A 14,926-nucleotide genomic window follows, 5' to 3' on the forward strand; every position below is an offset into this window, starting at 1 on the left:
TTACCTGATCGGCGGGAGGAGGTGGGCCGAATTTGGGGGGGGGCGCGAATAAAGGCACGCGATCGCCGGGGGGCACGCTGTCCGGATCAACCGACGCCAGTCACTCCACCACCTTGAACACCCGATTCTTCTCGATCACCCCGGCCTTCGGCAATGTCCCGTCATCCTCGCCCTCGGCGCGCAGATGCCGCTCATCGAGCGCCGGCCCCGTATACCGGCTGCGCGGCCGGATCACCTTGCCCACGCGCAACTGCTCGATGCAGTGCGCCAGCAGCCCGACGCTGCGCGCGATCGAGAACAGCCCGAAGGCCGCGTCGCGCGGCAACTGAAGCTGTACCGACAGCATCGCGAGCGCGACGTCGATGGTCGGCCGCTGACCGGTGAGCGTCGTCACCTTGTCGATGAAGCGGGCCAGTTCCGGCGGCGGATCGAGCCGCGCGAGCAACGCGGCCGCGCGCGGATCGCCATCGGGATAGAGATGATGGCCGAAGCCGGGAATCGGAATCGCGGACTTCAGGTGATGATCGACCACGCGCTCGGCGCCGAGCCGCTCGATGTCGTCGAACACCGCGCGCACGCGCCCCGACGCGTCGCCATGCAGCGGCCCCGATAGCGTCGCGAGCCCGGTCAGCAGGCAGCCCGCGAGCGACGCGCCGGTCGACGCGGTGATGCGCGCGGCGAACGCCGAGCTCGTGATCTCGTGATCGGCCACCAGCACCATCGCGCGGCGCAGCAGGTCGGCGCCGTGGCTGTCCAGCCCCCAGCCCGCGGCGAGCCGCTGATGGGTCCAGGCGAGGCTGGCGCCGTCGTGTGCGCCGAACGCGCGCGACACGATCGCGACGAGCTGGCCGGCCTCGACATGCAGTGCGCTGTCGAGCCGGCCGAGCGTCGAATGACCGTGCGCGGCCAGCGTCGCGAGCGTCGTGAACGCGCACTGGCGATCGCGCTCGCCGGGCGGCAACGCGACGTCGGGCGCATCGAACGACACGGGCGTGGTCGCATGCCACAGCAGCTCGGCCGTTTCCTCGAGCGTGGCGGTATCCGCGAGTTGAATGCTGTCGCGGCCGCGATACCACGCACGGCCTTTGGAAAACGTGGTGATGCCGCTATAGATGCACGGCTCGGCCCCGAAGATCGTGCTCGCGGCGAGCGCCGCACGCTTGCGGCCGACCTGCTTCTTGCGGCACAGCGCGACGACGTCCTCGGCGCGATACAGGCTCTTGCGCGGATCGTCGGGATCCTGCATCACGGCGATGCTGCCGCGGCTCGCATACGCGTAGACGGTCTGTGCGCGCACGCCGAGCCGCCGCGCGGCTTCCGTCAGGGAGATCCAGTTGTGCATGGGGGCCACGATCGTAATGAGGACGCGACCGGTGCCCGGCCGCCTGCGCCGACTATAGACCCGGTTCAGTTGAATGTCATCTCGGCGGGCCGCCGCTCGAGCACCTCGACGAGAATCTCGCCCGGCGCGCGCACGAAGCAGCCGCGCACGCCGGCGCGGATCCGCGTGACCGGCTGGACGATCTCGGCGCCGTTCTCGACGAGGTGCGCATACGCGGCATCGAGATTCTCGACCAGCACGCCGAAGTGGTCGATGCCCTGCCTCGGCGCACCGTCGTGCGTGTCAGGCGAGCGCGCGTCGGGGCTCGCGGTGATGAACAGGTTGATGGTGCCGATGCGCAGGTCGACGCGGCCGGGGCGTCGCACGATCTCGGCGTTCAGGCAGCGCGCAAACCACGCCGCGGTGGCCTCGGCATCGGCCGAGCAGAGTTGCAGGTGATCCCATTTGAATTCGATCATGGTGTCGGGTCAGGGAAGCGTCAGTGTTGGCGACGCGGGTTGAACGGGATCAGAGCTCGATGCGCGACAGCTTGCCGAGCAGCACGGAATACGACAGCGTGCCGACGAGGCAGATGGCGCCCATCAGGTTCAGTGCCCAGAAAAAGTTGCCGGTGTGCTGCGTCACGTAGCCGATCATCAGCGGCGTGGTGACGGCCGCGATATTGGCCGCGAGGCTCGTGATGCTGCTGGTGAGCCCGACATAGCGCTTCGGCGCGATTTCGGACACGGCGGCCCACGACATCGAACCGATGCCCTGCGCGAAGAATGCGACGGTGAGGATCGCGATCACGAGCGCGTTCGAGTGCACGAAATTGACGAGCACGATCGACGCACCGAGAAACGTGCCGATCACGAGCGGCGCCTTGCGCGACGACGACATCGACACGCCGCGCCGGATACAGAGATCGGACAGGTAGCCGGCGATCAGGATCCCGAGCGTCGCGCCGATGAACGGCATGGCCTGGAAGAAGCCGACCTTGATCATCGACATGTGCCGTTCCTCGACGAGATAGGTCATGAACCAGGTCGTGAAGAACACCAGCAGCGTGTTGTTACAGAACTTGCCGAGACAGATCGCGAGAATCTGCCGGTAGCCGAGCAGGCGCAGCGCCATGCGCCAGTCGAAACGATCGCGCGCGGTCACGACCGGACGCCCCTCGGTGATGTGTTGCAGTTCGGCCGCATTCACGCGGGGATGCCGCGACGGATCGCGATAGAGCCGGTACCAGACGATGCTGAACAGGATACCGAAGCAACCTGTCGCGAAGAACACGGCGCGCCAGCCGAACGCGGACGAGATCCACAGCAGCAGCCCGGTGAAGAGCGGCGTGCCGACATACTGGCCCATCACGTACACGCTGGTGGCGAAGCCGCGCTCCTGAACCGGGAACCACATCATCACGGCGCGCGCGTTCGACGGAAACGCGGGCGCTTCGAGCGCGCCCATCGCGAGACGCGAGCCGAGCAGCATGTGATAGCCGTGCGCGAACCCCTGGGTCAGCGTCGCGAACGACCAGCCGACCAGCGACAGCGCATACGCGACGCGCGAACCGAGCATGTCGGCGAGCGCGCCCGCGGGCAGCAGCGCGATCGAGTACGCGAGGCCGAACACGGCGAACAGCTCGCCCATCTGGACGCGGGTGAGCGCGAGATCCCTGGAAAGGGCCGGTGCGACGATGCCGAGCGCCGAGCGGTCGACATAGTTGAGGATGGTTGCCACCAGCAGCATCGACAGCACGCCGTAGCGCACCCGCGATCGTCTGGCGACGCCCGCGTGCGCGTCGAACTCGCGCATGACCGAAACCTGCTCTTCTGCGGTTTTCAATGTCGTCTCCTGATTGTGGGCCGGCGCGTTGTTCTGGTGAGCGCCGGCGAAGCGTCCGGTCAGCCGCGCCCGACGAAGGGCATCGCGCTCGCCATGAGCGTCATGTTGAGGATGTTGGCTTCGAGCGGCAGGCTCGCCATCTGCACGATCGCATCCGCGACGTGCGCCACGTCGACGCGCGGCTCGGGCGCGACGCGGCCGTCGGCCTGCAGCACGCCGCTGTTCATGCGCTCGGTCAGCGACGTGGCCGCGTTGCCGATGTCGATCTGGCCGCATGCGATGTTGAACGGCCGGCCGTCGAGCGCGAGCGAGCGGGTGATGCCGAGCACGGCGTGCTTGGTGGCCGTGTACGCGATCGTGTTCGGGCGCGGCGTATGCGCGGAGATCGACCCGTTGTTGATGATGCGGCCGCCTTGCGGGGTCTGGCGCTTCATCTGGCGCCAGGCAGCGCGTGCGCACAGGAATACGCCCGTCAGGTTGGTCGCGAGCACGTCGTTCCAGAATTCGAGCGAGTAGTCGTCGAGCGGCACGGCGCCCGCGTTGCGGCCGGCGTTGTTGAACAGCACGTCGAGGCGGCCGAATTCGCGCGCGATCTGCGCGAAGCTCGCGTCCACCGACGCTTCGTCGGCCACGTCGGTCGGCATGGCCGCCGCCACGCCGCCGGCCGCCTCGATGGTTTCCTTCGTCGCGAGCAGCGGCTCGATGCGTCTGCCGAGCAGCGCCACGCTGAATCCGGCGCGTGCCAGCGCGATCGCGGCGGCCTGGCCGATTCCGGTGCCGGCGCCCGTCACCGCCGCGATTTTTTTCCGTGCCTGCATTTCAAGACCTCGTCTTCAGTGCGTTGAACATGGAAAAAGGATTGCGCGGCAGCGAATCACCAGCAATCTTGATTCTTTCAATCAATATCAACGGGCCCGTCGTGTCGGGGCGGCGTCAGGGTTTTCCTGAGTTCGTGCAGACGCCGTGCAAGCGGCCGGCAAGCCGTTCACGAGCACCGGGCGGTGTGTCGAACGGGTGGCTTCGACCTCGCGACCGGTGCTGCGCGGACACGTTGATCGAATCAATCAATATTGACCGCCGGCGCGCGCGCTTCGTAGGCTGTGTTCCGTTTTCCGACCCAAGGACGAGACCATGCCTGATGACAAACGCACCCGCCTGCTGGTTGCGCGACGGGTTCCCGCAGCGGTGGCTGCGCGTGCCGAATCCGAGTTCCACGCCTATGTGACGGACGCCGACATGGACGCACCGTCCGTCGTCGCGTTCTGCAACCGCCATGACACGCCGGCCGTATTGATCGGCAAGAAGTCGGGGCTGCAGGCCGGGCACATCGCGGCGTTGCCGCCGAGCGTGAAGATCATCGCGAACGCGAGCGCCGGCTTCGACCACATGGACGTGGCCGCCGCGCGCGCACGCGGCATCGTGGTCACCAACGCCCCCGATGCGCTGACCGAATGCACGGCCGACTTCACGATGCTGCTGATGCTCGCCGCATGCCGGCGCGCATCCGAATACGAGCGGATCGTGCGGGCCGGCTGGGGCAAGTCGTTCGGGATGACCGACCTGCTCGGTATGCGCGTGAACGGCAAGACGCTCGGGATCGTCGGCTTCGGCCGGATCGGCCGCGCGGTGGCGCAACGCGCACGCGGCTTCGGGATGCACATCGTGTACACCGACAGGCGGCCGGCGCCGCCCGAAGTGGAAGCCGGCGCGCGCTATTGCGCGGATCTCGATGCGCTGCTGCCGCAATGCGACATCCTCACGCTGCACGTGCCGGGCGGCGGTACGCCGCTGATGACGCGTCGGGAGTTCGGCTTGTTGCGCGAAGGGGCGGTATTCGTCAATGCGGCGCGCGGCGGTCTCGTCGACGAGGACGCGCTGTACGACGCGCTGACGTCGCACCGGCTGTTCGGCGCGGGGCTCGACGTCTATCGCAACGAGCCGAACATCGATCCGCGTTTCGCCACGCTCGACAACGTGTTCCTGTCGCCGCACATGGCCAGCGCGACGATCGAGACGCGCGACCAGATGGGCTTCACGGCACTCGACAACGTCGCGGCGGTGCTCGACGGCAGGGGGGCGCCGAACGCGCTTTGAAAGGCGTCGTGGCGGCATGCGCGGCGACGTCGAAGCGTTGCCGTGCGAGCGCGCGTTTCGACTGGGGGCGGGGAGGTGGTCTGCATGCGATTACTGATGCATGCGGTGGTTTCGGAACCTGCGAGGCGAACCACGAGTACCTTCCCGCTGGTCGTTCGCACGGCGGCCGGCGCGCTTATAGGGTATGCCCTATTCAGTCGATTCCTCGAATCCGTAGCCCAAGAATCTTGAATGCAGTACAGTCTCCGATCGCGGCTTTCGAGCCCGGCTGTCACACAAGTACGCGCCCCTGGAGACTCCAAGTTGTCTACGCCCCGCAAGCGGCTGCCCCCGCTCAATACGATTTCCGCATTCGAAGCATCGGCGAGGTTGATGAGTTTCACGAAGGCGGCGGAAGAGCTCCATCTTTCGCAGGGCGCGGTGAGCCGGCAGATCCAGGTGCTCGAGGAGCGGATGGGCGTGCCGCTCTTCACGCGACGGCACAAGGAGATTCAACTGACGCGCGCCGGCCTGATCTTCCAGCAGGCCATCGCGCAAAGCCTGAATACGATTCGCCGGGCCGTGACGATGATCGAGGCGCTCGACACCAGCACGGTCACGATTGCCGCGACCAATGCGATGGCGAACTTCTGGTTGATGCCCGCGATATTCGAATTCCGCACGCAGCATCCGAACATCGACATTCGGGTGCTCGCGAGCAATTCGCCGGTCGACCCGTGGCACGAGCCGGTCGACCTCGCGATTCGCTATGGCGACGGACACTGGCCGAACCTCGCGAAGGTCAAGCTGTTCGAAGAGACGATCTTTCCGGTCTGCTCGCCGTCGTATCAGCGCGATCACGAGATCCGGACGGTGAAGGATCTGATGGACTGCGAACTGATCGAATACGGCTCGGACAGCGCGGATTCCAATTCGTGGGACACGTGGCTCGAACGGGCCGGCGTTCAGCAGCGCGCGGTGAGAAAGAACCTGACGCTGTCCCACTACGACCTGGTCTATCGTGCGGCCTGCAGCGGCAAGGGCGTGGCGCTGGCGTGGGCGTACGGTGTTCCGGAAGAGGACAGAGGGGCACTGCTGGTCCGGCCGCTCGATGTATCCGTCAAGACGGGGATGTGCGAATACATCGTTTATGCGGACACCGAGGAGCTCAGCGCGCCCGCGAAGACCTTCCTGAGCTGGCTGATCGACTTCGCGAATCAAAGCCTCTGGTCGTAGACGCCGGCTTCGTCAGAGCTCGAGGGTGACGTCCGACAGCGGTACGGAGCAGCAGGGCAGGATGTAGCCTTCGTCGATCTCGTGATCGGTGATGCCGCCGTTGTGATGCATCTCGACGCGCCCGTCCAGCTTGCGAAGCTTGCAGGTGCCGCAGACGCCTGAACGGCATGCGTTCGGAACCCTGGGGCCGTTCGGCAGCGCGTGCAGCGCATCGAGGATGGCCGTCCCGGGTGGGCAGTCGAGCGCCAGCAACGATCGTGACAAGCTGAGCCGCGCTATGCGGAGCGTGTCCGGCACGTGCGCGGGCGTCTGTTCCGGCAATTGAAACCGCTCCTGATGGAAGCGCGAATCAGCGCCGCCATGCTCCAGAAACAGCGTGCGCATGACGGACATGAACGCGTCCGGCCCGCAGCACAGCACACGTCGTGACGTCCAGTCCGGCGTCGCGCGATCAAGCACCTCCCGCGACAGCATCCCCGACGAAAATTCCGCGCTCGCTTCGTCCGACGTATAGAAATGCGGCGTGATCCCGCAGGATGCGCGCGCCATGCGCGACAACTCGTCATGGAACAGGATGTCGCCGGGTGTCCTCACGAACTGCAGGAACTGGATGTTCGCACCGCCGCCGCGGGCATGCACCGCGCGCGCCATCGAGATCAGCGGCGTGATGCCGACGCCGCCCGCGACGAACAGCAAAGGCTCGGCGGGATCGGTTGGCAATACGAAGTCGCCCGCCGGGCGGGACACCTGGAGGCGGTCGCCGACGGCGAGCCGGTCGTGCAGCCAGGTCGAGACCGCGCCGTCGGGCGAGCGCTTGACCGTGATCTCGAACGTCGCGTTGCCGTGCGCGTCCGGTGCGGACGAAATGGTGTAGCACCGGTAGAGCGTCTCGCTGCCGGTGTCCACGCTCAGTGTCACGTACTGCCCGGCCTCGAACCGGGCCGGCTCCTGAGGGTGCGCCAGCGAAAACCGGAAGGTCTTGACGTTCCAGTTCTCGCGCGCAATGTCGACGCACTGTGCGTCGATGAAAGCGCTGCCGTTCGTCATGCGATGCACTCCACGGGAATGATCTTCGGCGCGCTGGTCAACTCGGACGTCAGTGTCGCCAGATACCACTCGATGAACTCCGTGACGCCGCGCTCGACGAGCGGCGAGTACGGGCCCGGCTGATAGCCCTTCGAGTGGATGCCTTGCTGATTGGCTTCGACGAGCCGCTGGTCCTGCGCGTTGGTGGCCTTCCAGACGGCGGTGAGATCGTCGAGGTCGTAGTCTTCGCCTTCCACGGCGTCCTCATTCACCAGCCACCAGGTCGTGACCTGCGTCTCCGTCGCGCTCAGCGGCAGCAGCCGGAACGCGATCGCGTGGTCGGACAGAACGTGGTTCCACGTATTCGGGAACCGCAGCAGGCGCAACGACCCGACGTCCGCGTCTTCGTTGGTGCCGAGCAGTTTTTTGCACGCAAGCTCGCCGCTCAGCGTGAACGACAGCCCGCGTTCCATCGCGGCGCGCACCATCCGGTAACCGTCGGACGTTTCGATGGGCTTGTACGGTAATCCGGCCGCGGTCCAGCGCGCTTCGTCCTTCTCGCACTTTTCCGCATAGTCGCCGCCGAATCGCGGGTCCGTCGGCCCGTCGAACTCGGAAATCGTGCGCAGCAGTTCGGGGTGGCTTGCCGAGCAGTGGTAGCACTCGCGATTGTTTTCGAGGACGAGTTTCCAGTTGCCCTTCTCGACGATGGTCGACTGGTACGCGACCTTCGCGCGGTCGAGCCCGTGCGGCCGGATATACGGCGCGACCTGCCGGCGGAATTCGTCGAACGGCGCGGGCGTGGCGGCCAGCGAGATGAAGATGTAGCCTTCGACCGATTCGCAATGGACGGGCTTCAGCGCGTATTGCGATGCGTCGAACTCGACGCCCATCTCGCGGGCGAACAGCAGCTTGCCGTCCAGGCCGTAGGTCCACTGGTGATACGGGCACACGAGCGTCCCGGACGAGCCTTCGTCGCCGGCGCAGATTCGCGAGCCGCGATGCCGGCACGTGTTGTAGAACGCGCGAATCGTGTTGCTGCGGTCGCGGATCACGACGATCGAGCTCGCGCCCACTTCGAGCGTGAACCAGTTGCCGGGCGTGCGGATCTGCGCCGCCACGCCGGCGAAGATCCATTGGCGTTCCCAGATCAGTTCGAGGTCGCGTTCGTACACGGCGTCGTCGGTGTAGAACGGCTGCGGCAGCGACCGGCCGGCCACGCGAGACTCGATGAGCGAGTTGAGTTGACTGTTCGACAGCATGGTGGTGTTCGGTTGGGTTTCGAATGCAATAAGGAATGAATGCATGAGCCGATTTGACCTGCTTGAAGACAGGTGTGCAACCGATGAAAACTGATGTTTTGCATGAATTTTTGGTGGTCATGAACGTGACCGGAAATCGGTCGATGGCCCGGGGTTTTCACGATGTCCGGTTTCGGCGGAGCAATGTGAATAAGGACACCCGGCGGTGCGTGGCACGCGAATGTGTGGCGGAAACATGTTGCGCCTGCACCTCTCTTTTGCATGATTCACGGCGCTCGGGCCGAATTCGATGACATGCGCAAATTCATACAGTGCGAGACCCGGCGACATGGCGCAGGTCTGCAACGGCCTTGTATGCAAATTCGCATGCGATAGATCAGAAAAACTGCTTTGACGACGGATTTTGCGGCTCGGATGATGCGGGACATCGCTTGCATCGCACTGCTTTCGCAATGCCGTGAATCAGGACACGCGTCGCGCAGACGGCGCCCGGTTCCCGGCGACAACAATCCGGAGACGTCATGTCAGGAAATCGTGGAGTTGTTTATGTCGGGCCCGGGAAGGTCGAGGTGCGCAACATCGCCTTCCCGGAGCTGTCCGATCCGGCCGGCCGAAAGGCCAATCACGCGGTCATCCTTCGGGTCGTCGCGACCAACATCTGCGGCTCCGACCAGCACATGGTGCGCGGCAGGACCACCGCCCCGGCGGGGCTCGTGCTCGGACACGAAATCACGGGAGAAGTGATCGAGGTCGGCTCGGACGTGCTGACGCTCGCAAAGGGCGATCTCGTCTCGGTGCCGTTCAACGTGGCGTGCGGACGCTGTCCGATGTGCAAGGCGCAGAACACGGGCGTGTGTCTCGGCGTGAACCCCGCGCGAGCCGGCGGCGCGTATGGATACGTCGATATGGGCGGCTGGATCGGCGGGCAGGCGGAGTACGTGATGGTGCCTTACGCGGACTTCAACCTGCTCAAGTTCCCGGACCGCGACCGGGCCATGGCGAAGATCCGCGATCTCACGTGCCTGTCCGACATCCTGCCGACCGGATATCACGGCGCCGTCACCGCTGGGGTGGCGCCGGGCTCGACGGTGTACGTCGCGGGCGCCGGCCCGGTCGGGCTGGCCGCGGCGGCATCGGCGCGGCTGCTGGGTGCGGCGGTCACGATCGTCGGCGACGTGAATCCCGCGCGGCTCGCGCATGCGCGGCGCGTCGGTTTCGAGACGGTCGATCTTTCCGACGACGCGCCGCTGGCCGACCAGATCGCGAATCTGCTCGGCGAGCCGGAAGTCGATTGCGCGATCGATTGCGTCGGCTTCGAAGCGCGCGGCCACGGGCATGCCGGTTCGCAGGCCGAAGCCCCGGCAACGGTGCTGAATTCGCTGATGGAAGTCACGCGGGTGGCCGGGAAGATCGGCATTCCGGGGCTGTACGTGACCGACGATCCGGGGGCGGGCGATGCCGCCGCGCAGAAGGGCAGCCTGTCGGTCCGCTTCGGGCTCGGGTGGGCGAAGTCGCATTCGTTCTTCACCGGACAGACGCCGGTGATGAAATACAACCGCAGCCTGATGCAGGCGATCCTGTGGGACCGCCTCGATATCGCCAATGTCGTGAACGTCAACGTGATCGATCTCGACCAGGCGCCGTCGGGATACGCGGAATTCGATGCCGGCGTGCCGAAGAAATTCGTTATCGATCCGCACGGCGTGTTCAAGTCCGCCGCGTGAGCCAGCCAATCCGGAGCCGGTAAAAACGGGTGCGCCATCGCATCGCGAGCCGGGTTCCGGAACTCAACGCACTAAGGAATGCAAAATGGGATGCCCATTCTCGGGACATGAGCCGGACAAGAAGCCGGCAGCCGACGGCGGCTGGCACGACGCGCAGCTCGACTTTGCCCGGTCGATGAGTTACGGCGATTACCTTCATCTCGACGAGATCCTCACGGCCCAACATCCGTTGTCGCCCGACCACAACGAGCTGCTGTTCATCGTTCAACACCAGACATCCGAACTGTGGATGAAGCTGATGCTGCACGAACTGCGCGCGTCCAGGATCGGCGTTCGCAACGACGACATTCAGCCGGTGTTCAAGATGCTCGCGCGGGTGTCGCGGATTCTGGATCAACTCGTTCAGGCGTGGAGCGTGCTCGCGACGATGACGCCGCCGGAATATACGGCGATGCGGCCTTACCTCGGCTTGTCGTCGGGGTTCCAGTCGTGCCAGTACCGCGAGATCGAATTCATCCTCGGCAACAAGAACGGCGCGATGCTGCGCCCGCACGAGCATCGGCCTGACAGCGTGACGCTGCTGCGCGATGCGCTCGAGCAGCCGTCGTTGTACGACGAAAGCGTCCGGCTGCTGGCGCGCGCCGGCCTGCCTGTCGACCGCGACCGTCTCGACGCGGACTGGACCCAGCCGACACGCTACAACGCGTCCGTGGCCGACGCGTGGCTGCTGGTGTACCGCGATCCGCAACGGTTCTGGAACCTCTACCAGCTGGCCGAAAAGCTCGTGGATATCGAAGACTCGTTCCGGCAATGGCGTTTCCGCCACTTGACGACGGTCGAACGCGTGATCGGGTTCAAGCGCGGCACGGGCGGCACGGAAGGCGTCGGATACCTGCGGAAGACGCTCGACGTCGTGCTGTTTCCGGAGCTGTGGAAGCTGCGAACGGAACTCTGATGCTTGCCGCCTCGCGGCTCAGGAAGACGTCGCGCATGTCGGGCTCGGGCCCCGCGCCTGGTCGCCGGACGGCGAGTGATTTTCGTGACGGGGTGGCGGCATGTCGCCGGCGTTGAAGCGTGTGCGCGGACCGTTCATTCCACGCATTTGCGCATGCTTTACATGTGATATTTCGGCTTTCGGCGCGCGGCGCGGCTTTCCTGGAATTGAACTCAAACGGGCCTTATCGACGATTGTGCATATGAATGATTCTGCAACGACGGCGCTCACACGCGCCGATGATGCCGTGTGGGAAGTACGGGGCGGCGCGGAGGACGGCGGTGGCGGCATCGCGTGGGCCGTGCGTTCTGCCGGCAATTCGCTGGCGTCCGGCTTCGGCCGGTTGAAGGCGGGCGAGACGCCAGCCAAGACGCTCGATTACGACGAAGTGATCCACGTGCTTAACGGCGCCTTCGCCGTGACCTGCGACGGGCGGCATCTGGTTGCACGGGCCGGCGACGTGCTGTCGCTCAGTCGTGGGTCGGTCGTCACGTATTCCGGCTGCGACGCGGAATTCTTCTTCGTCGTCACGGCCGGCTGATGCACGCGAGCCCCCTAGAAACGGAATGCAGCATGAACGCTTCAGTATCCTCAGAGAAATTGCTTCCCGCGGACGACAACACGAACGGCTGGTCGGCGATCCTGCCCGCGCGCGTTCCGCATGCACCGGCGCAGCGGTCGGACAGCTTCGACTGGCTGGTCGTCGGTGCCGGCTATGCGGGTTTGTCGGCGGCCCGGCGGCTGGCGCTGCTGAACCCGTCCCATACGATCGCGCTCGTCGACGCGCAAACGGTCGGCGAGGGCGCGCATGGCCGCAACGCCGGATTCGCGATCGACCTGCCGCACAACAACGACCACGATCCCGGCAACACCGAGAAAGGGTATCGACACATGCGACTGAGTCGCTATGGCATCGATACGCTCGATGAGCTGGTCAGCACGAACGCGATCGACTGCCAGTGGAGCAAAAGCGGCCGATACGACTGCGCGGTGTCGCCCGAGATCTCCCGCAAGCTGCTGGGTGCCACGATCGCCGAGCTCGATGCATTGGGCGAGCCATACGAAGTGTTGCGCGGCGACGCGCTGCACGCGCGGCTCGGCACACGCTACTACGATTGCGCGATCCACACGCCGGGCACCCGGCTGCTGAATCCGGCCGCGCTGTCGCGCGGGCTGGCCGATTCGCTCCCGGCGAACGTGCAGCTGTTCGAGAACTCGCCGGTGCTCGATATCGAGCCGGGGGCGTCCGTCGTGGCGACGTTGCGCAACGGCGTCCGGTTGTCCGCACGCCACGCGATCCTCACCAACAACGCGTTCATCAATCGCTTCGGGTATTTCGAGCGGCAGCTGCTGCCGTTCGTGCTCTTCGCGAGCCTGTCGCGGCCGTTGACGCCGGACGAGCGCGCACGGCTCGGCGGCACGCACGACTGGGGCATTACACCGGCTCACGGGATCGCCGGCGCCACGTTGCGCTATACGCAGGACTTCCGCATCCTGTTCCGGTACGGGTTCCAGTTCGCCCCGACCTTGCGTTGCCCGGCATCGCTGCGCGAGCGCATGAAGCGTACGCACGCGGTGCTGTTCAAGGCCCGCTTTCCGATGCTGGCAGACGTGTCGCTCGAGCATTTCTGGGCGGGTTACCTGTCGCTGAGCCAGAACGGCGCGCCCGGCTGGGGGCAACTGGCGAAGAACGTCCATGCGGCGGTCAATTGCAACGGTGTCGGCATCGCGAAACAAACCACGGCCGGCGCGCTCATCGCCGAGCTGGCCTGCGATACCGGACATCCGCTGATCGGCGACATGCTGGCGCTGGGCGCGCCGGACCTGTTGCCGCGACGGCCGTTCCTCGACGTTGGTGTGAGAAGTTACCTCGCGGCCCAGAAATGGATGGGCCGCACCGAGAAGTAGCAGAATACGAGAACGAGACATCAGACAAACATGAAGAGCGAGACACGGTATCAAGCCGCCCCGGCGGCAAGCGAACGGAGCGCCACGAAATGGTGGGTGCTGTTCCTGCTGACGCTGGTCTATACGGTCAACATTGCCGACCGCTATGTGGTGTCGACATTGATCGAACCCATCAAGCATGAATTCCGGCTGACCGACAGTGAAGTCGGGTTCCTGACCGGCACGGCCATCGCGCTGTTCTACGTCACGCTGAGCCTGCCGCTCGGCCTGCTGGCAGACCGCGTGAACCGCAAGCGCATGATCAGCGTCGCACTGGCGGTCTGGTCGGGCTTCACGGTACTGTGCGGCGCGAGCAGCACCGCGCTCACGTTCTTCCTGTCGCGCATCGGCGTCGGGATCGGCGAGGCCGGTTGCATGCCGTGCGCGGTTTCCCTGCTGGCGGACAAGTTTTCCCCCGCGAGGCGCGGTACGGCGATGAGCCTCTTTTCCGTCGGCGCGGCAGTCGGCGCGCTGATGGGCTCCGCCGGCGGCGGATGGATCGCCGAGCATTACGGGTGGCGCGCGGTCCTGCTGGTGTTCGGCTGCATCGGTGTTCCGCTCGCGGCGATCCTGATGCTCGGGTTCAAGGAGCCGCGTCGCGGCGTGTTCGACAAGCCGGAAAGCGCGATGGAGCGTGCGGGGCTGAAGGACACCCTGCGTCACATCCGCAGCAGCAAGGCGCTGTTCCACGCGATCGCCGGCACCACGGTCCTGACGTTCTGGGGCTGGGGGCTCGTCTGGTGGACCCCTTCGTTTCTCGTCCGGAGTTTCCATCTCGGGGTGGGCGATGCCGGCGAGATCCTCGGGGCGATTCACGGGATCGGCGGCGGGCTCGCGATGCTTGCCACCGCGCTGGTACTGAGCCGGCCGCGCACGTCGTCGAGCTTTTCGCAGGCGCGGCTCGTCGCGCTCGTGACCGCACTGGCCACGGTGCCTTCGTTCGTTGCGTACGCATCGACGTCGCTTCCGGTGACGCACCTGATGTTGTGGATCTTCGTGCCGACGATCTACGTGTATATCGGCCCGTCGGCATCGATGGCGCAGAACCTCACACCGGCGGCGATGCGCGGCCAGGTCATCGGCATCATCGTGTTCGTGACGAACGTCGCGAATCTCGTCATCGCGCCGCAAGCCGTCGGGTTTCTGTCGGACGCCATCGCGCCGCATATCTCGAACCCCGTCGAGTCGCTTCGATATGTCCTTGTGCTCGTCTCGCTGACGGGGCTTTGGGCGGCGTGGCACTTTTATCTGGCATCGCGCCATATGCGTTCCGGGGAAGCCGACAGGTCTTCCGCGGCGATCCATGGCACGCCCGCGCGCGGCACCTGATTCGTGAATCGGGGGGCGAGGTAACACGATCCCCGTGAACGCGTGCCCGGCGCCCGGCCGGGATTCTCACGACAGACAACGCGCCCGCTCGGGCGCGTTCGTCCTTTCATCTTGCGACGTCGCTTTCTTCGCGATTTCGTCGCGTCTTCCCCCGAATGCCGTTCGCGTT

General features: G+C 65.6%; 13 protein-coding genes. 7 read left to right on the plus strand and 6 right to left on the minus strand.

What is annotated here, in order from left to right:
* Window positions 1–100: 100 nt before the first annotated feature.
* The 4 genes from BX604_RS24255 to BX604_RS24270 form a co-directional block, all read right to left on the minus strand.
* Entirely contained in the window at window positions 101–1,342 is a 1,242-nt protein-coding gene (locus tag BX604_RS24255; protein WP_098553381.1) for a citrate synthase, read from the minus strand.
* A 65-nt stretch (window positions 1,343–1,407) separates the two neighbouring features.
* The gene (locus BX604_RS24260; RefSeq protein WP_098553382.1) at window positions 1,408–1,800 is read right to left on the minus strand and encodes a VOC family protein; all 393 of its coding nucleotides are present in this window, start codon (window positions 1,798–1,800) and stop codon (window positions 1,408–1,410) included.
* Between the two features lie 49 nt (window positions 1,801–1,849).
* A complete protein-coding gene (locus tag BX604_RS24265; RefSeq protein ID WP_098553383.1) occupies window positions 1,850–3,136 on the minus strand; it encodes an MFS transporter in 1,287 nt (428 codons plus the stop codon).
* Between the two features lie 89 nt (window positions 3,137–3,225).
* Entirely contained in the window at window positions 3,226–3,984 is a 759-nt protein-coding gene (locus BX604_RS24270) for an SDR family oxidoreductase (RefSeq protein ID WP_098553384.1), read from the minus strand.
* A gap of 313 nt (window positions 3,985–4,297) precedes the next feature.
* On the opposite strand from BX604_RS24270, the gene BX604_RS24275 reads away from it, so the two are divergent.
* Window positions 4,298–5,260 (plus strand): 2-hydroxyacid dehydrogenase, encoded by a 963-nt coding sequence (locus BX604_RS24275; protein ID WP_098553385.1) that lies wholly within the window; start codon window positions 4,298–4,300, stop codon window positions 5,258–5,260.
* A gap of 231 nt (window positions 5,261–5,491) precedes the next feature.
* The gene (locus BX604_RS24280) at window positions 5,492–6,475 is read left to right on the plus strand and encodes a LysR substrate-binding domain-containing protein (protein ID WP_098553386.1); all 984 of its coding nucleotides are present in this window, start codon (window positions 5,492–5,494) and stop codon (window positions 6,473–6,475) included.
* A gap of 12 nt (window positions 6,476–6,487) precedes the next feature.
* Here the strand turns inward: BX604_RS24280 and BX604_RS24285 are convergent, their stop codons facing one another.
* Together BX604_RS24285 and BX604_RS24290 are read right to left on the minus strand one after the other, a co-directional pair.
* Complete coding sequence (locus BX604_RS24285) at window positions 6,488–7,591, minus strand: flavin reductase family protein (protein ID WP_143748096.1); 1,104 nt, start codon at window positions 7,589–7,591, stop codon at window positions 6,488–6,490.
* On the minus strand, window positions 7,519–8,763 hold the full coding sequence (locus BX604_RS24290; RefSeq protein WP_098553388.1) for an aromatic ring-hydroxylating oxygenase subunit alpha: 1,245 nt from the start codon (window positions 8,761–8,763) through the stop codon (window positions 7,519–7,521). The genes BX604_RS24285 and BX604_RS24290 overlap by 73 nt, the downstream gene beginning before the upstream one ends.
* Window positions 8,764–9,284: 521 nt before the next feature.
* Here BX604_RS24290 and fdhA point away from each other — a divergent pair.
* The 5 genes from fdhA (at window position 9,285) to BX604_RS24315 (ending at window position 14,757) form a co-directional block, all read left to right on the plus strand.
* Window positions 9,285–10,487 (plus strand): formaldehyde dehydrogenase, glutathione-independent, encoded by a 1,203-nt coding sequence (fdhA, locus tag BX604_RS24295; protein WP_098553389.1) that lies wholly within the window; start codon window positions 9,285–9,287, stop codon window positions 10,485–10,487.
* An 85-nt stretch (window positions 10,488–10,572) separates the two neighbouring features.
* Window positions 10,573–11,442, plus strand: a complete 870-nt coding sequence (gene kynA, locus BX604_RS24300; protein ID WP_098553390.1) for a tryptophan 2,3-dioxygenase — start codon at window positions 10,573–10,575, stop codon at window positions 11,440–11,442.
* Window positions 11,443–11,542: 100 nt separating this feature from the next.
* Window positions 11,543–12,022, plus strand: a complete 480-nt coding sequence (locus tag BX604_RS24305; protein WP_098553391.1) for a hypothetical protein — start codon at window positions 11,543–11,545, stop codon at window positions 12,020–12,022.
* A gap of 32 nt (window positions 12,023–12,054) precedes the next feature.
* Window positions 12,055–13,389 (plus strand): NAD(P)/FAD-dependent oxidoreductase, encoded by a 1,335-nt coding sequence (locus BX604_RS24310; protein WP_098554022.1) that lies wholly within the window; start codon window positions 12,055–12,057, stop codon window positions 13,387–13,389.
* Window positions 13,390–13,419: 30 nt separating this feature from the next.
* Window positions 13,420–14,757: a spinster family MFS transporter gene (locus BX604_RS24315; RefSeq protein ID WP_098553392.1), complete on the plus strand. Its 1,338-nt coding sequence runs from the start codon at window positions 13,420–13,422 to the stop codon at window positions 14,755–14,757.
* Window positions 14,758–14,926 lie beyond the last annotated feature (169 nt).

This window comes from Burkholderia sp. JKS000303 (assembly GCF_002563755.1).
Taxonomy (GTDB): domain Bacteria; phylum Pseudomonadota; class Gammaproteobacteria; order Burkholderiales; family Burkholderiaceae; genus Burkholderia; species Burkholderia anthina_B.